A 23,716-nucleotide genomic window follows, 5' to 3' on the forward strand; every position below is an offset into this window, starting at 1 on the left:
GGTTAGATTTTCATGTTTGATCAACCTCTCTCAACTTAGTCGGGGCGGGTTTATTCATATCTGGGTGAGGTAAAAAACGATAATAGTGAAACCCGCCCCTACACAGATTGTGTCAGATAGAAAGGTGGCACATCGGTTGGAACTCCACAGGTTTAGCCTTGGTCAGGTTAACCAAACGTAAGACAATTTTCACTAACGAACGGACGATTGAGGCTAATTTTATGCTATATAGAGCGGTTGCCTTTTCCACTTTGGCTGTGCTGGTGGGTAGCGATTTAACTCAGCCAGCGATGGCGACTCCCGATTCCCCGACAACCAACCCACCATCGGAAACCAGAAACTATGTTGTCCCCACAGAAGCCACCTCAGCCACGCCTTCCCCTAGAACAGTCGCCGCTCCAGAAGCGACGCCAACCCCAGAATTTGCCCAATCTGTTCCCACCCTAAATCAATCTCAACGGTCTAACGATTTAGTTGTTCTCGCCACAGACGTGCAAGTCGTTGGTGTGTCGGAAGAATTGCAGCAGCTTGTCTTAAAAACGATTAGCACTCGTCCAGGGGGTCAAACCAGTCAAAGCCAATTGGATCAGGATATTCAAGCGATTTTAAATACAGGGTTCTTTGCTAACGTCAGTGTCACGCCAACCGCTAATTCCACGGGTTGGGCGGTGGTTTATCAGGTTGAACCCGTTATCGCGCGATCGCTCGAACTATCCGGTAACCAGGTTCTCACCCCAGATGTGGCTAATTCTATTTTTAATCCGCAATTGGGTCAACCCGTTAGTCCCGCTAACCTACGTCAAGGGATACAACAGTTAGAACAATGGTATGAAGACAATGGTTATATCTTGGCACAGGTTTTAGACGTGCGATCGACACCGGATGGCGTGATAATCGTTGACGTGGCGGAAGGTGTAGTCAGTGACATTAATTTCCGCTTCCTTGATGAAGAAGGTGAACCCACGGAAGGACGAACTCGCGAGGATTTTATCAATCGTGAATTGAACCTACAACCGGGTCAAGTCTTTAATGTAGAGGTTGTCCGCCAAGACTTGCAACAGCTTTACCAATTGGGATTATTTGATCAAGTAGACATTTCTCTCAATGGTGATGCTAGAAATGTCGATGTTATTTATAATCTGATTGAACGATCAGCCCGTGGGGTAAATGCTGGTGCTGGATATAGCAATGACAGTGGTGTTTTTGGCACTCTCAGCTATAACGACTTCAATCTCGGCGGTGTGAACCAGAAACTGGGATTGAATATACAGTTTAGCCGTCGTGATTTCCAGTTTGATGGAAATTATGGTAGACCCTATCGGGCTAGTAATCCAGAACAACCAGGATATAACGTAAATACATTTCGGCGGCGTACTGTATCCCAGACGTTCGATGAAGATGTTGATCTCGCCAATGGGGATGATCCCCGTGAAGGACAGTTTGGCGGCGGCGTCACCTTATCCAAACCCGTGAATCAGGAATGGGATGCGTCGGTAGGCGTCAACTATACCCGTACCAGTATCCGCGATAGTGACGGCGACATTAATGCGGTTGATGAATTCGGGAATCGTCTCTCCTTCAGTGATAAAGGAATTGATGATTTAGTTACCGTTTCTGCTGGAGTGACGCGGGATAAACGAGACAATCCAGTCAATCCCACCCAAGGTTCTCTGGTGCGTCTGAGTACGGAACAGTCTGTACCGATTGGTAATGGTAGTATTTTGATGAATCGGCTGGAGGCAAATTACTCCCAATATGTTCCCGTTGATGTATTTAAGGGTAATAGTCAAGAAGTCTTGGCATTTAACGTTCAGGGAGGAACCACGATTGGTGATTTACCCCCCTACAACGCCTTTAACCTCGGCGGTCAAAATTCGGTGCGAGGCTACGGTACAGGGGATGTCGGAACAGGGCGCAGTTATGTGTTAGCGTCGGCGGAGTATCGGATTCCCATCTTCAATCCAGTAGGTGCGGTTGTTTTTGCTGACTTTGCATCGGATTTGGGTTCGAGTGAAACCGTACCGGGAGAACCGGGTGTGGTGCGGGGTAAACCGGGAAGTGGGTTTGGTTACGGTGCGGGATTGCGCGTCAATTCCCCTGTGGGTATCATCCGCGCCGATTTAGGATTTAATGACCAAGGAGATAGCCGAGTCCAGTTTGGTTTGGGTCAACGATTTTAAGCCTTAAAATGGTGTCCAAGAAGGGCGGGTTTAGTTACCTTTGTCATGATTGTCGGGATTATTGGGATTATTGGGATTATCGCGGTTGTAGGGGCGAGTCGCTGCACATAGTAGGCAGTGTGAGAATTAACTTGTCTCGACTCGCCCTTTTCTAAATGCGGTGTTAGATAATTCCCGATAGCGGGCGGAGGGCGACCCGATCAAATTAAGGGTTGGATGGTGTTAATTGTGTGCGGCGGGTCGCCCCCACGAGAACACCAACGCCTGTTATAAATCAAGGCTATAATTATTCCAATTCCAACTTTAATCCTGGCATTAATCGCTGTAAATTCTTTAACGATTTTCCTTGCCAAGGAATTTTATCGGAGCCTTTAATTTCAATCTGGATCGTCTTCTTTTTGCGTACATTCAAGACAAATTTAGACAACATGCTAATTCCCGAACTATTGAGGAATTCTAGCTCCCGCAGGTTTAACGTAATCAGGGAAGGGTCTTGCTGAATCATCTCATCGAAGATTTTGATGATCGGTTCGTACTCCTTCATTCCACCCAGTCGCAGTGACCCTTCAAAATATACAGTTGCTGTTTCTGGATCACCGATTACTTGGTAATTTTCACCCTGAACCTTTTGTTTTTCCATGAATAATTTAGCTCCTAAAACTACAAATCGTTGATAATACTTATTGAAGGGTTTGAATCTATACCTTAAGTTGTACCATCGTTGTCACCGTAACCACCTCAGGTTCTTTTTGAACAGTTTCAAATTTCCAACCCAACTTGGCAAAATAATCATTTTTCATGGTTAATAACCCCAATCCAGAAGTCCCCCCGGTTTCATCTTCAGCACTTTTTTCCAACTGACGGATATAGAGTTCATCCAGATCGGAGTCTAGTAATTCCTGAATGAAGGATTGAAACTTATTAATAGATTGTTGAGACACACTATTAGTTGCCAATAAAACTAAAGTTATTTCGGTCGCAATGTCTAAAATATGCAACCCAAATTTAATCGGATAGGATGAATTATCGTCATTAAACTTCATCGCATTTTCCAGTAACTCATTAGCGATATAACTCACCGCTCCTTTTATTTCAACTCGCTTTCCCTCAGGGTCTGGATCTTCGTCAATAGCGGGAAAAAAGGTAGTCAAGTAATCAGCGACAAAATCAGCCGATAAACCATTATTGCGCCAGCGTTGCTGAATGGGAATGGAACTCGGTGAGAATCCAAGTATTAAAAACTCTTGTTCATTAGACAGATTTTCTTGAAATTCTCCAAATATCTTTTGCATAGCCATTATGTCCAATCAAACGTTATTATTTTTTCACAACTTGTCCAATAAGGTGATAATAATTTTGGCGGTAGAATCGGCATGATATTTGACTAAAGAATAGACAGTGGTCACTAGGGAATCGGTTCGTTTCATGAATAAATATCATCTGTATAACTTGCTAATCCGTTAATCTACTTGAGATCTCACAGCTCCTTAAATTGCAGCAGCTTTGCCGGAGCAAGCTTATTTCTAGGATCTCACAAAACTGCTCGCTTTTATACCCTTTTTGTGGGAAATTATCAGCAGCAATTATTTTATCTGTATAGAGCAAAATTCTGTCCTCAACGTCTACTATCATGTCCGGTTGAATACTTATACTATCAAAGGATTCTAAGCAAGTGGATGGAAATAAACTTAGCTAGATTAACTTTTGTAAACACATCTCAAACCCTTACCTAAAATGTCGCTTGCTTCTCCAGGGAAGCGAGTATGACGATCCCTACCGTTAACTTCAATTGTCCCTACATACTTAATGGTCGTTTGTGCCATCAGCATGACCACACAACTTTATAACCCATGTTCCACTACCCAATAGCCACAACATCATCGTAATGAAGAATATCATAATAGTCTCCTTCCACTTCGTCAACAGGTTCCATAAATCTCGCCATATCTAACTTCCCCTAAATCTATTTCTGTTTCATCACGAGCAACGTAATATCATCATAGATTTTTTGATTGCCAATATAGTGCAAGACATCGGCAATTACCGCCTCTTGAATAGCCGTTGCGCTTAAATGTCGATTCCATTGAATCACCTGACACAGCCGTTCTAGTCCATAAAACGTGCCGTTAATATCTTCCGACTCCGTAATGCCATCCGTATAAAGCACGGCGACATCTTGCGAATTTAACTGAACAGAGATTTGATTGATAAACTGAGAAATTTCTGCATCTAAACCAATCGGAAATCCTAAATCTATCGTATCAATCCGTTCCAGTTGACCGGATGAGCGAACGACGATCATTTCTTCATGCTGTCCACTCACACTCAGTCGTCCGCCTGCATAGTTAGCAATAGCTAGCGTCAAATTTTTGTCTGAGTTCATCCGCTCAACATTGCGGTAAATTGTGCGATTGAGAACATCAAGAAATTTTATTGGATCGGTTTCTTGCATTTCTTTTAAGGTTCTAATCGCCGTTTGTACCATGATCATTACCATGCCACTTTCCAACCCATGTCCGGTGACATCACCAATGCCAATGGTGACAATTCCATTATAGTTGAGGATATCATAGTAATCGCCGCCAACTTCATCAGCCGATTTCATAAATCCAGCAACATCTAAGCCTTCAATTGAGGTTAGTTCCTCCGGTTTAGGCAGAATCATTTGCTGCATTTTGCGAGCAATATCCAGTTCGGCACTCATCCGCATATTTTCCAATTGAAGCTGATCATTCAGCCGCAAAATCTCTTCATTCGCCTGCACTAAATCAATGGTTCGTTCTCTAACTTGTTGCTGTAATTGTCTGGAGTGTTGCCGCAATCGACGGATTGATAAAGCTAATCCAGAAATGCCAACAATCGATAAACCACCTAACATTAAAAATGTTTCCTGCAATCCGGTACGAGTTTGAGTTTTAAACTGCTCCAAAGATTGGGTAATTTCCAACACTCCGCGTACATCTCCCACTTGCCAATCCGTTTTAGGCGTACCGGGATACGTATTGTGACAAGCCACACAGCTTGGTGTCATCACATCAGCTTCAGCGTAGAGTAGTGTGGGTTTACCGCCAAAGGTTTCAACTCGGAAATAGGATTGATTTGGATTCACTTTTAAATAGTTTAGGGCTTCCCATTCAAATTGATTTTTTGGTCCCCCTTCGTTACGTCGCCAAGGAAAAGGATAATCGCTGTAGAGTCGAACAGACATATCTGTTTTATTTTCTCGAATTTTACGACTCAGTTCGAGTAAGTAGGTTGCGGGTAGAGGAATCGCTCCCTCTTGATTCAAATAGTCATGAGTGACGCTAATCCCATCCACTGTTTCGGCTCGACTTACTATTTCTGAGCTATAAACGGTTCGGGCTTTTTTCATCAGTTGTGCATAAACTTTAGCATTCTGGAGTGCTTGTGATTCGACTAATTGAAACGAAAGATGGGACATACTTAATAAAGCCCCCAATACTCCCGCACAAAACAAAATTGTCAAAACAGTAATAATTCGCTTATAAAGAATTGAAATAAACTTATTCCATACTTTTCGCCATATATGATTCATGGTTGGCTCCTTTTTTTTGCCAGATAAGGAAAGAAAAATGGAAAAAGCAGAACATTTAGAGTAAATTTAAACTGTTATTATTAATGTGCCAATAAAACTTGTCAAATTTCACAAAATTCTGAAAGCTAGAGAGCAAGTTGTGCCATTCAAATAACTCAAACCAGCCCTTGCATCTCATCCTGCGTCAGTCATGGATTAGATTAACCTACAGGGATATGGCGTAGGATACTGCTTACTGTAGCGCTTATCTGAAAGATATGGCAGTCAGTGATGGAAAGAACTGTCTCAGACGTTTGGCGAGAGGGTAACAAACAAATCTGCACTTGGTTTGGCAACGCTATAGCGGTACTAAGACATGTTAGGACATTCTTTACTGTTCCCTGTTCCCTGTGACACACCGAGCGAAGTCGAGGTGTTCCCTGTTCCCTATTGGACTAACTGATGTTCTAACGTATCCTCGTAGTGCTATACCAGCAAAACTAACTTCGTTAGCCTCTGGGTGGGTAAAAAAAAACCTGCTGACGCAGGTTCATAGTATAGTAATGAATAACGAACAATATTGAAGTGATTAGCGACGATGTCCGAACCATTTTGAGGCAATTGCCCCCATAACCGCCCCCACTAAGGGATTGCTGAGGAATTTGACAATGGCAGGTTGATCGGCTAGAACGTCCTGAAAGATATCCGGATGAGAATGATAAGTAAACGCAGCGAGTTTAGCCACATCATCCTCCTTCATCCGACTGGCGTGATGAGTTGAAAGTCCCAGTTGCTTTTCCAAGTCGCGATCGCTCAATCCGCGTTTCTTGAGTTGCTTGAAAAATTCACGCGCTACATCATCCCGTTCCTTGGGCTTAATGTGAGCGATCGCCTGTCGCAGTTCCGGTTCCATCTGACTGGGAGGTATGCGATCAGGATGCAGGGATCTGCCAAATAATTGGCGTCGTTCATCTCGCGAAGAACGTTGAGCAAAGTCATCAAAGTTTTGATACTCTTGTTCTGGTGTTTCTGGAACAGGTTCCAGAGATTCGGTATTACCACCCGCCAAATCCTTCATGATCTGACGTTTATACTGGTCGCTTGTTGCCATCTTTTATTATCTCCTTTTTTTTCTATTGATACGTAACTTGATTGGACTGATTATTGTAATTCGCTGTTACAATAAGTTCTTTATCCGGGGCGTATACCAAGACTTTCAGATCTCGATTCGGAAAATTTTGGTGGAACCCTTGAACTAAAGATCGGGCTAAATCCTTAACCTCTGGCGGACGAACTTGAGGAGTAATTACAATCCCTAACTTATTGTTATCGCGCACGTAGGCGTCACTAACTAATCCCTTTGCCGTTTGCACCACCCAATTGCCAAACTCTTGACCGGATGCCGTATTGCCTCGTTCTAATTGTTGATAGGTTACACTGGGATTCAATGCCGTTGGCGCTTTTGCTTTGGTTTGGTTTGCTTGGCAAGCCGATGTGGTCGCTAGGACTAAAATCAAAGCCAAAGCTGTGAAAAACTGGCGAGTTTTTTTACCTAAACTCACAGCAACCTCCTGATGAAACTATTAGTGGATTTTCAATAAATAACCAGAAGGTCTAGATCAAGACTGCCTAGACCTTCTGATTCTAGTAAGGCAGGTAGAAATAAATCAGCCAATTCAAATCAGATACGGCTTTTTTGGCGTTCCCAATCGCGCAAAATTATCAACCTGCTTACTATTCCTGACAATGCAATTAGTCAATGACTTGTTTGGCTTTGTCTTTCACATCTTCAACAGCGTGACGAGCTTCAGCTTCATTTTGCTTTGCCTTACCTTCTGTCTTATCTTCAGGATCACCTGTGACATTACTCATGGCTTCCTGTGCCTTACCTTCTAGGTTTTTGGCAGTGGCTTTAGCTCTATCTTCAGTACTCATATCTTCAAATTCTCCAAATTATGATGATTATGAATTCGTCCCTAAAATAAAGAATGAATAATTTTGGGGACAATTTCTTTTCCGTTGATGTCCACTATATCTGTATTTTTTATCAGAAGCGTCAATCTACAGGTAGATTAGCCTGATCCCCGCTTTATGTCTAAAGTAGGAATTGGTTATACCTTCTCTGGGTTGACGACTCATTTTTTAGAGACTTCCATACAAAATTGTAGATACGTTGCATGAACGTATCTACAACCTGGACGATAGATTTTCACTACCAGTTAATCCAGATAACCCATCATTTCATCAACTTCTTCCATGACATTGGAAGCGATGGGACGGTTTCCCAGAATCATTTCTGTGTTCTCAAGATGCAAGGTACTCACAGAAATCGGACGATTTCCAGACACAACCATAACATCTCGGATTTGCATGTCACTCGCTGCGATCGGGCGCTCACCCATGGATGAAAGTGTGCCAACAACTTGTAAATCGCTGGTATCAACAGGACGTATCCCCCTTATTGAACCTTGATCACTCACTTTTAGCGAACTGCTAGCTATGGGACGATTTCCGGGTAGAGGGATTGAAGGTTCAACCAGAGAAACTTCTCCAGCTTGCTGCTTTTGAATAGCTAGCTTTGTTGATTGCGTTTCCTTATCGTTTGCCATGGTTGTTTCCTCGCTTTTTTTAGGGGTACGGCTATTCGTTTTACTATTAGCTTTTCTCTGGCTAGTGGCGTTATTTGCCATAAACAATTCCTTTAAATTTCTAACGGCATTGGTTAGGGCGTAGGAGACTTAACCCCCTTTGGGGCATTGTCACTACTCTGACTCAGATTTTTAAAATTATTATAAACGTATATCTATCTTAACGAATAGGTATAAAACAATACAATCTTGTAAAGATTTGCAAAGATAGATAGAGAGAACTCGACTGTGACCATTGAGGCTCGCGTCAGTTCTGTATCCTATTGAATAGATACTCACACTACCACAAGGATGGGAGCCATTATTGACATTAAGGTTTAAATGCCGAACAGCTTATCACCCAGGTTACTTCTATGACTGATCCCAAAGCGGTTAAATTCATCATTCAACAAGGAATGCGCTGTTTGCAGGGGGGAGACTTTGACGCCGCCGTCGCCCTATTCCAGGATGCGGTGAAGCTTACCCCTGACAATGGGGAGGCTTGGACAGGGCTAGGACTCGCCCTGGGACATCTACAGCGCTATGAAGAGTCGATCGCGAGTTTTGACCAAGCGGGGGTGTTAAATCCCCAGGATGCGAGTATATGGCTGAATCGAGGCATAGTTTTGTCAGACTGGGGAAAGCATGAAGCCGCGATCGCGAGTTTTGATCAAGTGATCGAACGAGAAGCCGCCCATCCCGAAGCGTGGAATTCTCGCGGAACCTCCCTAATGATTTTGGGACGCCACAAAGAAGCCCTCGCCAGTTTCGATCAAGCGATCGCCTGTAATCCTAATTATGATAAAGCCTGGAGTAATCGCGGTAACGTCTTAACCAATCTCGGACGCCACAAAGCCGCCCTCAAGAGTTTTGACAAAGCCCTGCAAATTAGTCCTAATCATCCAGAAATCTGGTACAACCAAGGCTGTCTGTTGATGCAACTCCAGAAACGAGACGATGCGATCGCGTCTTTTAACAAAGCCCTAGAACTCAAACCTAATCATATCGGAAGTTGGATTAATAAAGGGATAGTCATTTCGGAAATGGGTCGTGAAAAAGAGGCATTACTCTACTACGAGAAAGCGTTAGAATTCGACCCCAACGAAACTCATTGCTGGAATAATCGAGGACTTACTATGCGGCGATTGGGACGTTTAAAAGATGCTGTCGCTAGCTATGATCGGGCGTTAGAATGTATGCCTGAAAATTATGAAGCGTGGGATAATCGTGGCTATGCTTTAGTCAAGATGGGACGCTATCGGGAGGCGATGGCAAGTTTTGACAAGGCTTTGGAAGTGAATCCTGATCATGTGAATGCGGTTTATAACAAGGGGTATTGTTATGCCGCCCAGGGTAAGGTGACGTTAGCGGTGAATTATATTGAACAAGCGATCAAGGTGAATCCACAGAAATATCTACCAGTGGCGAAAACTGACCCGGATTTGGAACGGTTGCGGAAAAATAAGCGATTTCAGAAGATGATTGGAGGTGGGAAGTAAGCGGGGAACTCAAGTTCCGGCTTAAAGCTAAAACCCGTTTAAACGGGTTTTAACACTTTCTTAGTTAGGGCTTGCTGCATGAGTGTGGAAGGCACACCAAATAAGGGTTTCAATCCATTTTTTCACCTAACAAGTGCAAGGTTTTGATACCTAGACAGTCTTGCATCTTAGGATTAGTCGCCCTACTATTGACAAACAACAAATTTTCCTTTGGCTGCTTGTCTGAACTAAATGCCTATACTTTTCTTGCAAAACGTAGCAAAGCGGGAGACAATATATTAATTATTTTCCTGATCTTAACTTTTTTAGTATCCCACTTTTTTCGACTAGCATATACTTGATGAATTGCCATAAGTATTTCTTTCAAATAATAGCTTCTACTTTTAGAGGGGAACTCTAAGTCAACAGTAAAGTCCGAACCTAATCTATAGAGAGGTTGCCATGCAGCACTTACATCAAAATTAGTACGTACATTTTCTCCATGGGCAATCATGAGCCATACAGGTTTAGTTATTATTTGACGATTTTTATGATTTTTAATCACAGTATGACCATACTGAAGAACTGTTTTAAAATTATTCACGTTTTCTACTAATGTATAGAAAGGAGAAGTCAGCCATTCTCTTAGATAGAGATTTTGTTCCTTGATTCGATACAAATAACCAAAAGGAAAATTAATAAACTCAAAGTCTTGGTTATTAAAGTTTTCTTGAATTAAGGAAACAAAGTTTTGGCTAATTGCATCGTCACTATCAATACTGGTTGTAATTAAATACGGTGTCTCACTGCTTATATTTTGCTGGATTATTTCTCGGACAGTATTTAACAATGTCGTTTTACTTTGAATATAAACGGGTATAATTTTAATTGTTGATGAATTAGAGCAGTAACTTTCCACCTTCTGCTTAAAGCCAATGGGTAAAGCCGCATCAAATAAAATTAGCCACGTAAAATTCTTATTTTTTTGGCTTAAAACTGAGGGATAGCAAATTGATTCAAACAAATTAAATCTATGAATTAAAAAATCGTAACTATTCCGATCATGCCGATGCCTTGACAAGTTCCAATCAACATTCATTCGAGTAATAATAAAATGTTTAAACATTATAGAGGCTTCCATTTATTTTATACTTCCATCTTAGGTTAATACTCACTATCATACTTTTATTTTCTAATCCAGCTAAGAAACTGTCAAGTTTTCTCGTAACCAAGTCACTCATAAATAGCGAATATAAGCCGTCAACAAGGGATCGCCGTTGTTTGTCCCGGAACCAGCACCACAACCCTGATAACCCGCACCATCGGGAAACTGCATCACACCAGCCTTGGTATCTGCTAGATGAATCCTTCCATCATACCTGTCCATACTGATCCGGATTTAAGGGAGTTGGGGAAGAATAAGCAAGTAAAGGCGTTGATTAAACAAGTGAGGAGATAACCCTAAGCCGTGAACGATCGCGGTTCTGATTGCCCTACCCTAAACCCTAAACCTCCCATTCTTTCCCAACTCAGAATGTATTGCACTCAATCGAGAATCGTGAGAACGTTCCCCCTCAACGCTACAACCTGTAAACCCAGGTTAAAAGCCTCTCATAGCAAAAAATACATCGATGAGTACTCTCCTTCTAGAAAACCCTCAAGCCGCAAACGTTAGCTACAACCACCCCTTGGAAGTCACAACCCACGAAGCGTGGTATAACTTGGGTATTATACTGATCCAGTCCGGACAGTTTGAAGAAGCGATCGCGACAGTTGACCAAGTTTTAGAACGTGAACCGGATTTATATCAACTGTGGTATAACCGGGGAATTGCGCTGGATAAGGCGGGACGCCATGAAGAGGCGATCGCCAGCTATGACAAGGCTGTAAAATTGCAACCAGACTTTTATCCGGCTTGGTATAATCGGGGCAATGCGTTGGTGAATTTAAAACAATATGAAGCGGCAAGAGTTAGCTATGATCATGCTTTAAATCTTAAACCTAACCTGCATCAAGCTTGGTACAACCGAGGTAATGTTCTGTTTAGCTTACAACGCTTTATCGAAGCTATCACTAGCTATCAAGACGCCCTAAAAATTAAGCCAGATAAATACGAAGCTTGGTACAATCAAGGACATGCTTGGGTACACTTAAAACAGTTCCAAGAAGCCATCGCTAGCTATGACGAAGCCCTAAAAATTAAACCCGATGCTCACGAAGCTTGGAATAACCGAGGAGGGGCGCTGTATCGCCTTGACCGTTTTCCAGAAGCCGTGGCGAGTTATAATGAAGCCCTGAAACTTAAGTATCAACAACCCAGTTCTTGGTATTATCGGGGCAATGCACTTGTGAATTTAAGATACTTTCAAGATGCTGTAGCGAGTTACGACGAAGCCCTGAAAATTAAGCCCGAAAAATATGAGGCTTGGTATAATCGAGGGTATGCGTTTTTGCAATTGGGAGACTATCCAGAAGCCTTGGCTAGTTTCGACAAAACGATAGAGTTTAAACCCGACAATGCTAATGCTTTTTACAACAAAGCTTGCTGTTATGCTTTGCAGGGCAATGTTGACCTAGCTATCGAAAATCTGCAAAAAACCCTCAATCTGAATCCTGATCAATACCGAGAGTTAGCCAAAAATGACTCTGATTTGGCTAGTATCCGGCATGATAAGCGGTTTCAGAAATTAATCTATTGATACTCATTTGGTTAAACATGCCCTCGAACGAAGTGAAGGAACGCGGATGATTTTTTCGTCATAGGAAGCCAGAGTTTTACATCTACACAGACAGATCCCCGACTTCTTCAAGAAGTCGGGGATCTTGCTTAAGGCTGTATAGACCTACGGGCATACATTAGGACATTTTTCTATTGCCTATTGCCTATTGCCGCGTACACCTAATTTTATTGTCCTAACCTGAATGCGTAGTGCTATACTTCATCAACCTGAAATCTGCTGTAGCTTTATTCCCAGAAAGCTTAACCACCGTATGCCCTACAGCTTCTAGTCCATTAGTTTACCATAAAAACGGTTTTAATACTTAAAAATATTGGCGAATAAATTCGCTATTAACTAGAGATGTTAACCGTTTCGACTCTATTTCAATTATAAAAAAACAGCCACACTGTTCATTTCAGAGGGCTGGACAGCCGTGTTCAATGATAATTCAGCACCATTCTGTTCAGATTCTTCGCTCGATAAACAAGCAATCGCTGGCTTGTTAATACAAAGAGATGGCATTGTTGCCAAGAGATGCTGATTCTCACTATACACTTCTACATCCGTGAGAGTTATAAAATTACGAGAACTATTCAACAGATCCGAAATATTAAAACTGGAACGATAGTAATTTAAGGAGGTACTAATGGTCAGTATCCCTATAATTTGAAGGTTATTGACTGTTAAAAGTTTAACTCTCAGTTCTCTCATTAACTCACTCCTGCCAAATCAACAATTACCGTATTATCATCCCTGAAAATCAAGAGGTTGTCTGGAAAAGGGCGGGACTCTTGTTGCACCTGACCCTCCATTACAGCATTTTGCAAATTCATGAACGCTTGGAGGTCTTGTGAGTCATATTTGCTTCTAAGTAGCTGTCGCAGTTGGTCTTCAGCTTCTCTGGTGAGATAGCGTGTCTTTAGTGCCTGTTGAACAATCTCACGAATCAACATGATTCTAGTCCCCATCTTACCCTTTCATTAGGTTCTCAACTTCAGCAGGTGCATTTTATGCAAAAGTCGGATATTTGTTACAAATCTTTACATAAGTCATTTGTCATTTGTCCTTGGCTACCCCATCTCCCTGCTCCCCCTGCTCCCCCTGCTCCCCCTGCTACCCCTGCTACCCCTGCTTCCAAACGTTCCACCGGAACGTCGCTGCAACCCCTGCTTCGCACCTCCATACCGCCGCTTTTGTTAAAATTTTGTAAAGATTTGTTCCACCTTGCATAAAATCGCCCCTGAGTTCGTGAGACCTCTATGAACAGAGTGAAGTCGGTGTATCAACGCAATCCCATGTAACTGATGTACCAACCCTACCGCTATCGATGAATGTCATAGACCAACAGTTAAAGCAACTGGCACAGGAAGCACAGCAGCATCCTCCCCGTAGTAAACAACGACAGCAAGCTTTAGCCAAGCTATTGGGTGCCATTCAGCAGTCAGGTAAACTGACTCGTCCCTATCCCGGACAATTCCATGGATTTTATGAGGATATTTATGATGAAGCCAAGCAACGCCTATTTTGTTATATTTGCGAAAGGATTGACGACTATAATCCCAGTTTTGAAGTTTTACAATGGGTAAACTTTCTGCTCAAGCAACGATTCTTCATGGAAGCCAGTCGTTCTATGATGCCAACCGTGCATAAAGGAATCGATGCCAAACAAGTCAAGCGTTTAACCTTGGATGACTTAGAGAAAAACAATCCAGCCGAAGTTAACCCGCAGTTGACGCCTTCCTTGTCCCAAGAAATCATTCACTACCTAGAAACTGACCCCGAAGGACTCTTTAATCAAACCTATACGTCAAATCAACCTGCCGCCAACTTCCAATTTTTAGCTTTGAAACTTTTATCCGGTTATTCCTGGAAAGAAATTTCTGAAGAACTCGGAATTAAGATTTCAACCTTAAGCAGTTTCTACCAGCGTTGCTTAACTAAATTTAGTCCCAAGTTAAGAGAATACTTATCATCATAATCCCTGAGGCACAGAATACAATGTTCCACACCACGAATGAACCCCTAATACTGACCGTACCCCTGACGTTAGAAGCCCATCAAATCGCTCAACAGTTTCACCAAAAGCATTGCCCCCAAAAGGCAAAACAAGTTTACCTAAATACGTTAGCCGTTTATGCTGTCAAAACCTCTTTACAATGCCTAGAAATTCCGACAAACTGGCAGGCGAGTGATAGTTGGAATCCAATTATGCAAACCCTGACTAATACAGCCGACTTATTGATTAAAGATCTGGGCAAATTAGAATGCCGTCCTGTCTTACCCAACGCGGCTAGCTGTCATATCCCCGCAGACGTATGGTCTGACCGGATTGGGTATGTCGCGGTTGAGTTGAATCAAACCTTAACGGAAGCCAAGTTACTGGGATTTTTACCCAGCGTTAAAACCGAGGAAGTCCCCCTAACTCAACTTATATCACTGGAACATTTATTAGACCATCTTAACCCATCTCAACAACCAATACAACTTAGTCAATGGCTACAAAATATTTTTGATGCGGGTTGGCAGACTGTCGAAACATTATTCGACTCCTCGCCAACAGAACTCGCTTTTAATTTTAGAACATATACGCAAATAGCCACCCACTTATCCGAACCATCCGATCTGAAAATCACACGTGGGAAGCGGCTGACATTAGGACGACGATATGATGATGAACAAGTCATATTAGTCATAAATTTGACACCACTTTCCGTATCAGAACTCGATATTTCGGTTGAAATATATCCAACGAACGGTCAAACCTATTTACCTAAAAATTTGCGGCTGATGATTCTCGATGACACGGGAGAAACCGTGATGCAAGCTGAAGCCAGAAGCACTAAGCAAATTCAATTACAGTTTAGTGGAGAACCTGGAGAATGCTTCAAAGTTAGGGTAGCGTTAGCTGATATCAGCATGACGGAAACCTTTATCATTTGAATAGACCCTTCGCTAGGACATATCCAGAAAAATTCAAATCGCTTGATCCTGAGCGAAGTCGAAGGGTCAATCCCTTGTAAGGTAAGCTTTTGTCTTCACTATTGCCTATTGCCTGTTCCCTGTTCCCTGTTCCCTGAAAAATGACAAATGACACCACCCACAAAAAATTAGTAACTTTGAAACTCGATGGTGATTTTCAAAGCCATGGATTTCGGGTCACATTAGCCATTGGTTGGGATGGCGCACCCCCAGATATTGAACTCAAAGGAGTATTAGACGCAGCGCCTGAATTTGCCGATCGCATCCAGTCTCATTGGCAGCATAAGTATCGGTGCATTAGCGCCCCCTATCGAATTAAACCGAAAAAAATTATCTATGATGGTTCAGTAAGTCAGCGGCTGAGAGACTGTCAAGACTCCGCCAATGAATTAGGCGATCGCTTGCGAACCTGGTTAGACGGGGAAGGGTTTCGCCCCCTGGATCGGCGGTTACGGGAATCCCTCAGTCGTCAGGATACGATTCGCTTCTTAGTCAGCACCACTGATCCGCACCTGCAAAAACTTCCTTGGCATTTGTGGGATTTTTTTGACCATTATCCGAAAGCGGAACTCGCCTTAACTGATCCTCAGTTTGAACGTCCGTCCCAATTCACCTCAAATCAGCGCACGCCTAAGGTAAAAATTTTAGCCATTCTCGGTCATAGCCAGGGAATTGATATTGAAAGCGATCGCCAGTTACTTGAAAGTTTACCCCATACCGATATTAAATTTTTAGTCGAAAAAAGCCGCCGAGAGATTAATGACCAACTTTGGGAAAAACAGTGGGACATCATTTTTTTTGCCGGACATAGTGAAACCGAAGGGGAAACCGGGCGGATTTATATTAATCAAACCGATAGTTTAACCATTGATGAACTCTGGTATGCGTTAAGAAAAGCCGTAGAACGAGGGTTAAAACTTGCTATTTTCAACTCCTGCGATGGCTTAGGATTAGCCCGACAACTGGATGATATCCAAATTCCGCAAATGATTGTCATGCGGGAGTTAGTTCCCGATCGCGTGGCGCAAGAGTTCTTGAAGTATTTTCTCACTGCCTTTGCTCAAGGTCAACCCTTCTATCTAGCCGTCAGAGACGCCAGAGAACGATTACAGGGATTAGAAAGTCAATTTCCTTGTGCGAGTTGGTTACCCGTAATTGTCCAGAATCCCACCCAAGTTCCGCCCAGTTGGAACGACTGGATTAGCGACACTACCGCCAAACCCGTTAAGCGGAGACGGCGAGGTTGGCAATTGGTACTGGGTGCGAGTGTCATGGTTACCAGTTTAGTCATGGGAGTGCGATCGCTAGGTTGGTTGCAATCGGTAGAACAGCAAGCCTTTGACCAACTCTTGGAAATGCGTCCCACACCCTCCCTTGATCCTCGGTTATTGATAGTTGAGGTAACGGCTAAAGATATCAACAATTTAGGGGGTGAATATCCGCTACACGATCGCACCCTGCTCAAACTATTACAAAAACTGGACACCTATCAACCCCGCGCCATCGGCTTAGATATCTTTCGCGATCGCCCAGAGGGGGAAGGGCGGGATGAATTGGTACAATATCTGCAAACGAGCGATCGCGTGATTCCCATTTGTGTTATCCCCTCTCCCCAAATCCCCGAAGGCGTTGCTGCGCCCCCTGAAGTCCCCAAGGAACGCTTAGGATTTGCTGATATTGTTGTTGATCCAGATGGGATTGTGCGGCGTCATCTCATCGCCATGAAACCGCCCGCCGTATCCTCTTGTTCCACTTTCTATTCCCTGAGTTTTCAATTAGCCCTACGATATCTACAAACCGAGGGAATCTCACCTGAATTTATTTCCGAAGATCGCTGGCAATTGGGTTCAGTGACGTTAACCAATTTAAATGCCAACCCCGGATTTTACCAGCGCGGTGTCGGATTGGAAGGATTTCAACTCTTACTTAATTACCGTTCCCCAGAATTGGCAAAAACCATGGTAGAACGAGTAACGCTGAGTGATATTTTTGCCAATCGCGTGAATCCTGATTTTTTGCAGGATAAAATTATTTTAATTGGCATAACTGATCCCACAATTAAAGATGAATTCCAAACGCCTGGTAATCATGAAATGCGGGGGCTATTCCTGCATAGTCAGATGGTCAGTCAGATTATTAGTGCGGCTGTGGGAGAACGCCCCTTGCTGGCGTTTTTCCCTCTATGGGGGGATCTCGTCTGTGTTGGGATTGGGTCAGTTATTGGAGGTGCGATCGCATGGCGCTATCGAGAGTCCCTGTTACGCCTGGGATTAGCCGTGGGAGTCTCTATGATAACGATTAATGGTATTAGCTGGTTTATTTTCATTCAAACTGGGAGTATATTATCCATGGTTCCAGTAATGCTAGCTGTAGTTGCCACAAGTGGAAGTCTAGTGGCTTACCAGGCATTTAAAACGTCGCGATCCGATCAAACCCCTTAAACCTATGATTGCACTAAAATTTGCTTTAATCCTGGCGATAACCGTTCTTGAATTGACAATTCATCGACCACTGGTTCAAGCACATCCGATTCAAAAAATAGCAAGTCTTAAACAAGATCCACCCGTTTGGGATAGACCGAATGATGATCGCAAACCTGCCGGAACTCGTGGACCTTGTGAACAGACCGAACAACCGTTTACACCGTTATTACCCATTACCGACTCTGACTACAAGTTTTCTGGCTTTACATTAAAAGCTTACCCCACATTTTGGTTTTATATTCCCTATCCGAGTAACACAATTAATCGAGGATCATTCGTTATCAAAGATTCACAGGATGAGACTCGAAACTATCAGGTTAGTTTCCAGCTTCCAGAAACACCAGGTTTTGTCAAAATTAGCTTGCCGATTACTGCCATTCCCCTAGAATTGAATAAACAATATCGTTGGCAGTTCACCCTATATTGTACATCCAATGATCCGACGGATTTATCTCAAAGCATTTGGCATAACGGCTCAATTGAACGCCTTGATCCTCAGCGTTTAGAACCTCAGACAGCAACAGCCTTGGTAATGGATCAGATGAAGTTTTATCAAGATAATCGTCTTTGGTACGATATTTCAGCCGATTTAGTCCAAATCTATGACTTTCCTCTGGCTTGGCGTTATTTATTAAGAACGATAGATTTGGAGGAACTCAAAAAAGAACCGATCGCAGGTTCAGTTCAGCCTATTGGTGATTCTAATGAAATCTTAGGAAACCGGGAATAGGGAATCTGGGGGAGTCAGGTAAGTAGGTGGACACAATAAAAGCTAACGGTGCAGATTGTCATTCGTCATTTGTCATTTATCCTTTGTAAGGGTTTGAGGCTTGTTTTCAAAACTTTGTACAGTGTCGTTTTCTTTTGTCCGACTCCTTAGAGACGCGCCATAGCGCCTCTGGAAGCTGGGGAAGCTATTTGTTATAAGTTAACGAACAATACAAACACCCCCGACTTGTACGGTACAAGCTTCTGGTTTCTTAACAGGTTCTAAACTCTGGGTACTGGCGTTGTAAGTATATTCCCCCGCCGGAAAAACTCGGTTAGGATCGGTACAATAGCGATAGGTTTGTCCACCTTCGGGATAGGAGATAACGACTAAAGAACTGGTTGCTGGAGGACAGGTATCGAGTACATTTAATCCATACTCGTCTTCCAATTTTTCTTGGCGAGGATCGGTCGTTTGATTGGCGGCGGTTTGAGTTCCCGGACGTCCCGGCTTTAAGGTTTCCGTACTTGCGTCGTAGGTATACTGTCCAGCTTGCAGGAAACGGTTAGGATTGGCGCAATAGGTATAGGTTTGATCCGATTCCGGAAACGACACAACCACTAACGAACCCGTCGCCGCTGGACAGTTTTCCAAGACTCTCAATCCATATTCATTTTGTAGCAGTTGTTTTCGTTTATCTGGGGTTTGATTTGAAGCGGAGGGTTGATTTGAGGGATTATTAACGATAACTCCCGGTGTAATTCCGGAAAGGGAAACCGTATATCTGCCTCTGGTATTATTGTCACCTAAGACGAGGAGTTTATATTCGCCACTGATGGGGACTTGATAAACTAACAGATTGGTTTTGTCATTGTAGGCAACTTGGTTGCCCGTTTGTGAGGAACTCAGGACTAAAATGGGTGAGAGAGTACTACCTTCTTCGGGTTTAACGCTGATGCGAACGGTATCCCCTTGTTGGGCATTAAATCGGTATTCTTCACCAGCAGCAGTTTCCAGGGGGGCGTTGGGTACTAAATCGTTGCGATAGCGGAAGCTGGAAGAGTTGGTTTGGATAAACCCCCTAATGCTATCATTATTGTCTAGCATCGTGGCGGCGGTGGCGGTATGGGTAAGAATGGATAAGATGAATCCGCTGATAGCGAATGGGGTAGCGATTCGGTTAATAACGGTTTGGGTAAACATGGACGCTGAAAATGCTCAACTTTAGGTACGGAAAGATTCTATCAAAGAAAAAGTCTTATTTTAAATGTCGTAGGGTGGGTTAGGCGGGAGTTTAATTAAGGTACTCATCTTTTAATGAATAATCCAACCTAACCCACCGATATTCAGGTCGAAACTATTTTTGAATAGATTAAAAACGTTGGGGTCAAAGGCGTCATTGAATAAAGGGCGCACGTCGGTGCGCCCCTACAGGGATTGAATGGCGGGTTGGGTTATGGGAAATAGGGATTATTTGGCAATTTTGGGTCCCATCCCAATTTTCCCGGCATAGATGGCGCGATCGCCGAGTTCGTCTTCTATTCGTAGTAGGCGGTTGTATTTGGCAACTCGTTCACTGCGACAGAGGGAACCGGTTTTGATTTGACCCGCACGAGTGGCGACGGCTAAATCCGCGATCGTGGTATCTTCGGTTTCGCCAGAACGGTGAGAGATAACGGAACGGAAGCCATTGCGAGTGGCGAGTTCAATGGTTTCTAAGGTTTCGGTTAATGATCCGATTTGATTGAGCTTAATTAGGATCGAATTCCCAGCCGCTAAATCAATCCCTTTTTGCAAGCGAGTGGGGTTGGTGACAAATAAATCATCGCCAACTAATTGGATGCGAGATCCAAGTTTTTCCGTCAGCAATTTCCAATTATCCCAATCGTCTTCATGTAAGCCATCTTCAATGGAAACAATCGGATATTGACTGACTAATTGATCCAAATAATCAACGAGTTCGCTAGGGGCGTGAGATGAGCCTTCATAAAGATATTGCCCATCTTTGTAAAATTCGCTGGCGGCGACATCCATGGCTAACGCCACCTGTTCCCCAGGTTTATACCCGGCTTTTTCAATCGCGGCAATTAGAAATTCTAATGCCGCTTTATTGGATTCTAAGTTCGGCGCATAGCCTCCTTCATCACCCACACCCGATAGCAGCTTTTTCTCTTTCAACACTTGAGATAGGGCGGCGAAGACTTCAGCCCCCCAACGCAGTGCGTCTTGAAATGAATCAGCACCCACTGGGACAATCATAAACTCCTGAAAGTCCACATTATTATCTGCATGGGCACCACCGTTAATTACGTTCATTAACGGAACTGGGAGAAGATTGGCAAGGGGTCCACCTAGATAGCGATAGAGGGGAAGTTGCAATTCATTCGCGGCGGCTTTGGCATTGGCGAGAGAAACTGCCAGGATAGCATTGGCACCCAGTTCATTTTTATTTTGGGTTCCATCCCGATAAATCATCGTCTGGTCAACGGTTGCTTGGTCTAGGGCATCCATGTCCAGGAGTTCGGGGGTGATTTTCTCTTTGATGTTACGGACAGCCTTGAGGACGCCTTTCCCGTTGTAGCGATGAGAATCACCATCTCGCAGTTCGTGGGCTTCAAAGGTACCAGTAGATGCACCACTGGGAACTTGTGCCAAGCCCAGGGCACCACTGGCGAGGCGAACTTCGGCTTCCACGGTGGGACGTCCCCGCGAGTCCAGGATTTCTCTGGCGTCAATGGCTTCAATTGGAGATTCGGGTTTATCTAACATGCTTTTTCCTCTAAGTTGCAATGACTCCAGGGTTCAGGATACGTCTGAAGTCGTGGACAAACAAGCGTACTTAAGGAAGTTTTCGATCCCCAGCGCTGGTATCCGGACTTATGATAATGTATGCGATCGCTCTGTAAGTAGGTGAGGTGGACACAATTAACGTTAAAGGTGGAGCTCGTCATTCGTCATTCGTCATTCGTCATTCGTCATTCGTCACCCGCTTGTACTAATTAGCAATCTCCCATCCGTTCAATGGGGTCGGGTCACCCTCTTTTATTAATTTGGCTAATTAATGCTAAAACAACAGCAGCATTTCAGTTCTACTAGCTGAGTGATTTCCTGTTCTTGATGATTCTTTGTGGAGTTGCACTGAATTCAACTTTCAGTTGCCTTGCTCCCCATTGACTAACTTAGGAAATATCAGCGTTCAAATGGCTTGCTGCTGCTGTTTTCAGATGAGACAGATTTATTGATTTAGCCAGCGTTTTTACCTCTTCTTTTGAATCTAAACGTTGCTTTTGTATCTGTCCGGTGAAGCTTTATTTGCTTCATAGTTCTACTTTAGCACCTTTGATTTAAAGGACAAGGAAATGATACGTAAGTTTACATTAATCGGGAAAAGGTTGAGTTAAATTAATGCATCCCCGATTCAGACCTCTCGGTGGACATTCCCAGGAGTGCGATCGCGTTCCTGTTTAGAAATGCAAGATTAACCACCTGTAGGGGCGACCCGCTTGCATCAATTAAAAACTCCCATCCATTCAATTGGGTCGGGTCGCCCTCTCCTATTAATTTGGCTCGAAATGCTAAAACAACAGCAGCACGTCCGATTGACTTACTGAGTGATTTCCTTCTTTTGGTAATTCTATCTGGAGTTGCACTGAATTCAAGTTTCAGTTGCCTTGCTCCCTATTAATTAGCTTAGGAAATATCAGCGTCTAAATGGTTTGCTGCTGTTGTTTTTAGAGAAGACAGATTGATTGATTTAGCCAGCGTTTTTACCTCTTTCTTTGAATCTAAACGTTGCTTTTTTTATCTGTCCGATGAAGCTTTATTTGCTTCATACTTTTACTTTACCACTCTCAAATTAAAAGACAAGGGAATGACATAGAAGTTAACATTTGCCCGAAAAATATTAAGTTAGGTTACGATTATGGGCAACGATTGATGAACAGGTACTCATCCTGCACCTGTAGAAAACAGGATTAAATTTAACGGTTGAGTCTCTGGATTAAGTGAAAATACTTAGAGACTATGTGCAGAACACATAATTTGTAGGGTGAGGCTGGGTTTTACTAGGGGGTTATCAATGGAATGCATTGATTTTTCTCTAAGCTGCCCCTACTGACGCTGTACTTGCTGTATACCGATCGCGACTGAACTGGCAAGTGATTAGATGATGGGGTTAGTATAGCAGGGGGTATTTTTACAAAAGTTCATTTTTTAGACTCAGAAATTTCCATGACGGATAGGGTAACAACGATGTCGAACGATGTTGATGCGAAGACAGATACAGATATCGAGGCGAAGACAACAGAAAAAGAGAAAGAAATCCGCTTACTGCTTTACTTGTGGGATATGGGGGGTTCGGATGTTAAGAGGGGTGAACTGACGAAACGACTGAAACGGAAGAAGGAGACAGCCGCCGATTATAAGGAGAGTTATCAGCAGCTAGAAGAAGACGGTGCGATCGCGCTTTCTCGGTATAAGGTGTCTCTGGTACAGCCCAAGGGATTGCAGATGCTGGAAGCAGGGCTGAAGAGTCAGGCGTTTGAGTTTGAGAGTCAGATTGGCGCAAGAACCGCGAATGCGTTACTTAAATGGATTCGAGAACAAGCTATGTCGGCGGGTACTGTTGGTGATGGGGCGGTTGCAGCCGGGAAGACTGGGGAGAGTGCGATTGAGCAAAGCTCAGCGCCAAAGGCGATCGCGTCTTATGATCAGTTTAAGCAGGTGGCGCTGGATGTCTACGATCAGCTTAACCGCGACTATAACTTGGATTATATGGTGCCGATTTATCGGATACGGCGAACCATTGGCGATCGCGTCTCTCGTTCCCAGTTCAACGACTGGATGCTGGAAATGCAGGCGAATGACATCTTACAGTTAATGGGGGGAGAGGTTTTAAACGTTACCCCTGATCAATTAGAGGACTCAATCACTCCGCCAGTCGGCAAATTGCGTTACTTTGCCAAGCTTGTGAATGCTGAAGCCTAATTGAAACTACTTGCTGTTT

22 protein-coding genes are annotated in these 23,716 nt (G+C 43.4%); 8 read left to right on the forward strand and 14 right to left on the reverse strand.

The window, feature by feature from the left end:
- The first annotated feature begins 221 nt into the window (after window positions 1-221).
- Window positions 222-2,180, forward strand: a complete 1,959-nt coding sequence (locus RID53_RS25785) for a BamA/TamA family outer membrane protein (protein ID WP_446390807.1) — start codon at window positions 222-224, stop codon at window positions 2,178-2,180.
- Window positions 2,181-2,466: 286 nt separating this feature from the next.
- Here the strand turns inward: RID53_RS25785 and RID53_RS25790 are convergent, their stop codons facing one another.
- The 7 genes from RID53_RS25790 to RID53_RS25820 form a co-directional block, all read right to left on the reverse strand.
- A complete protein-coding gene (locus RID53_RS25790) occupies window positions 2,467-2,820 on the reverse strand; it encodes a slr1659 superfamily regulator (RefSeq protein ID WP_446390808.1) in 354 nt (117 codons plus the stop codon).
- Between the two features lie 58 nt (window positions 2,821-2,878).
- Entirely contained in the window at window positions 2,879-3,472 is a 594-nt protein-coding gene (locus tag RID53_RS25795) for a DUF6272 family protein (RefSeq protein ID WP_446390809.1), read from the reverse strand.
- 671 nt (window positions 3,473-4,143) lie between these two features.
- Window positions 4,144-5,736 carry a SpoIIE family protein phosphatase gene (locus tag RID53_RS25800; protein ID WP_446390810.1) on the reverse strand — a complete coding sequence of 531 codons (1,593 nt, stop codon included), beginning with the start codon at window positions 5,734-5,736 and terminating at the stop codon, window positions 4,144-4,146.
- Window positions 5,737-6,304: 568 nt separating this feature from the next.
- The gene (locus RID53_RS25805; RefSeq protein WP_446390811.1) at window positions 6,305-6,826 is read right to left on the reverse strand and encodes a hypothetical protein; all 522 of its coding nucleotides are present in this window, start codon (window positions 6,824-6,826) and stop codon (window positions 6,305-6,307) included.
- A 22-nt stretch (window positions 6,827-6,848) separates the two neighbouring features.
- Window positions 6,849-7,277, reverse strand: coding sequence for a hypothetical protein (locus tag RID53_RS25810; RefSeq protein ID WP_446390812.1), 429 nt, complete (start codon window positions 7,275-7,277; stop codon window positions 6,849-6,851).
- Between the two features lie 190 nt (window positions 7,278-7,467).
- Entirely contained in the window at window positions 7,468-7,650 is a 183-nt protein-coding gene (locus tag RID53_RS25815; protein ID WP_446390813.1) for a CsbD family protein, read from the reverse strand.
- 284 nt (window positions 7,651-7,934) lie between these two features.
- The gene (locus RID53_RS25820) at window positions 7,935-8,405 is read right to left on the reverse strand and encodes a hypothetical protein (RefSeq protein WP_446390814.1); all 471 of its coding nucleotides are present in this window, start codon (window positions 8,403-8,405) and stop codon (window positions 7,935-7,937) included.
- A gap of 311 nt (window positions 8,406-8,716) precedes the next feature.
- Between RID53_RS25820 and RID53_RS25825 the strand changes: the two genes are divergently transcribed.
- Window positions 8,717-9,841: a tetratricopeptide repeat protein gene (locus tag RID53_RS25825; RefSeq protein WP_446390815.1), complete on the forward strand. Its 1,125-nt coding sequence runs from the start codon at window positions 8,717-8,719 to the stop codon at window positions 9,839-9,841.
- Between the two features lie 235 nt (window positions 9,842-10,076).
- On the opposite strand, the gene RID53_RS25830 is transcribed toward RID53_RS25825, so the two are convergent.
- Both RID53_RS25830 and RID53_RS25835 read right to left on the reverse strand, forming a co-directional pair.
- Window positions 10,077-10,961 carry a glycosyltransferase gene (locus tag RID53_RS25830; RefSeq protein WP_446390816.1) on the reverse strand — a complete coding sequence of 295 codons (885 nt, stop codon included), beginning with the start codon at window positions 10,959-10,961 and terminating at the stop codon, window positions 10,077-10,079.
- Window positions 10,962-11,057: 96 nt separating this feature from the next.
- Window positions 11,058-11,207: a hypothetical protein gene (locus tag RID53_RS25835; protein ID WP_446390817.1), complete on the reverse strand. Its 150-nt coding sequence runs from the start codon at window positions 11,205-11,207 to the stop codon at window positions 11,058-11,060.
- Between the two features lie 244 nt (window positions 11,208-11,451).
- On the opposite strand from RID53_RS25835, the gene RID53_RS25840 reads away from it, so the two are divergent.
- Window positions 11,452-12,519: a tetratricopeptide repeat protein gene (locus RID53_RS25840; protein WP_446390818.1), complete on the forward strand. Its 1,068-nt coding sequence runs from the start codon at window positions 11,452-11,454 to the stop codon at window positions 12,517-12,519.
- A 408-nt stretch (window positions 12,520-12,927) separates the two neighbouring features.
- Here the strand turns inward: RID53_RS25840 and RID53_RS25845 are convergent, their stop codons facing one another.
- Window positions 12,928-13,251 (reverse strand): DUF6812 domain-containing protein, encoded by a 324-nt coding sequence (locus tag RID53_RS25845; RefSeq protein ID WP_446390819.1) that lies wholly within the window; start codon window positions 13,249-13,251, stop codon window positions 12,928-12,930.
- Window positions 13,251-13,493, reverse strand: a complete 243-nt coding sequence (locus RID53_RS25850; RefSeq protein WP_446390820.1) for a hypothetical protein — start codon at window positions 13,491-13,493, stop codon at window positions 13,251-13,253. The genes RID53_RS25845 and RID53_RS25850 overlap by 1 nt, the downstream gene beginning before the upstream one ends.
- Before the next feature lie 374 nt (window positions 13,494-13,867).
- On the opposite strand from RID53_RS25850, the gene RID53_RS25855 reads away from it, so the two are divergent.
- From RID53_RS25855 to RID53_RS25870, 4 genes are all read left to right on the forward strand, one after another.
- Entirely contained in the window at window positions 13,868-14,518 is a 651-nt protein-coding gene (locus RID53_RS25855) for a sigma-70 family RNA polymerase sigma factor (protein WP_446390821.1), read from the forward strand.
- Window positions 14,519-14,538: 20 nt separating this feature from the next.
- The gene (locus RID53_RS25860; RefSeq protein WP_446390822.1) at window positions 14,539-15,480 is read left to right on the forward strand and encodes a DUF1822 family protein; all 942 of its coding nucleotides are present in this window, start codon (window positions 14,539-14,541) and stop codon (window positions 15,478-15,480) included.
- A gap of 140 nt (window positions 15,481-15,620) precedes the next feature.
- Window positions 15,621-17,960, forward strand: a complete 2,340-nt coding sequence (locus RID53_RS25865) for a CHASE2 domain-containing protein (protein ID WP_446390823.1) — start codon at window positions 15,621-15,623, stop codon at window positions 17,958-17,960.
- Between the two features lie 4 nt (window positions 17,961-17,964).
- Window positions 17,965-18,732, forward strand: a complete 768-nt coding sequence (locus RID53_RS25870; RefSeq protein WP_446390824.1) for a DUF928 domain-containing protein — start codon at window positions 17,965-17,967, stop codon at window positions 18,730-18,732.
- Window positions 18,733-18,930: 198 nt separating this feature from the next.
- Here RID53_RS25870 and RID53_RS25875 read toward each other — a convergent pair whose 3' ends face one another.
- The 3 genes from RID53_RS25875 to RID53_RS25885 form a co-directional block, all read right to left on the reverse strand.
- Window positions 18,931-19,914, reverse strand: coding sequence for a hypothetical protein (locus tag RID53_RS25875; protein WP_446390825.1), 984 nt, complete (start codon window positions 19,912-19,914; stop codon window positions 18,931-18,933).
- Between the two features lie 267 nt (window positions 19,915-20,181).
- Entirely contained in the window at window positions 20,182-21,480 is a 1,299-nt protein-coding gene (gene eno, locus RID53_RS25880; protein ID WP_446390826.1) for a phosphopyruvate hydratase, read from the reverse strand.
- Window positions 21,474-21,662, reverse strand: coding sequence for a hypothetical protein (locus tag RID53_RS25885; protein WP_446390827.1), 189 nt, complete (start codon window positions 21,660-21,662; stop codon window positions 21,474-21,476). Before RID53_RS25885 ends, eno begins: the two co-directional genes overlap by 7 nt.
- Window positions 21,663-22,962: 1,300 nt before the next feature.
- Here RID53_RS25885 and RID53_RS25890 point away from each other — a divergent pair.
- The gene (locus RID53_RS25890; protein ID WP_446390828.1) at window positions 22,963-23,697 is read left to right on the forward strand and encodes a hypothetical protein; all 735 of its coding nucleotides are present in this window, start codon (window positions 22,963-22,965) and stop codon (window positions 23,695-23,697) included.
- Window positions 23,698-23,716 lie beyond the last annotated feature (19 nt).

It is taken from the genome of Coleofasciculus sp. B1-GNL1-01, assembly GCF_040220235.1.
Classification (GTDB): domain Bacteria; phylum Cyanobacteriota; class Cyanobacteriia; order Cyanobacteriales; family Coleofasciculaceae; genus Coleofasciculus.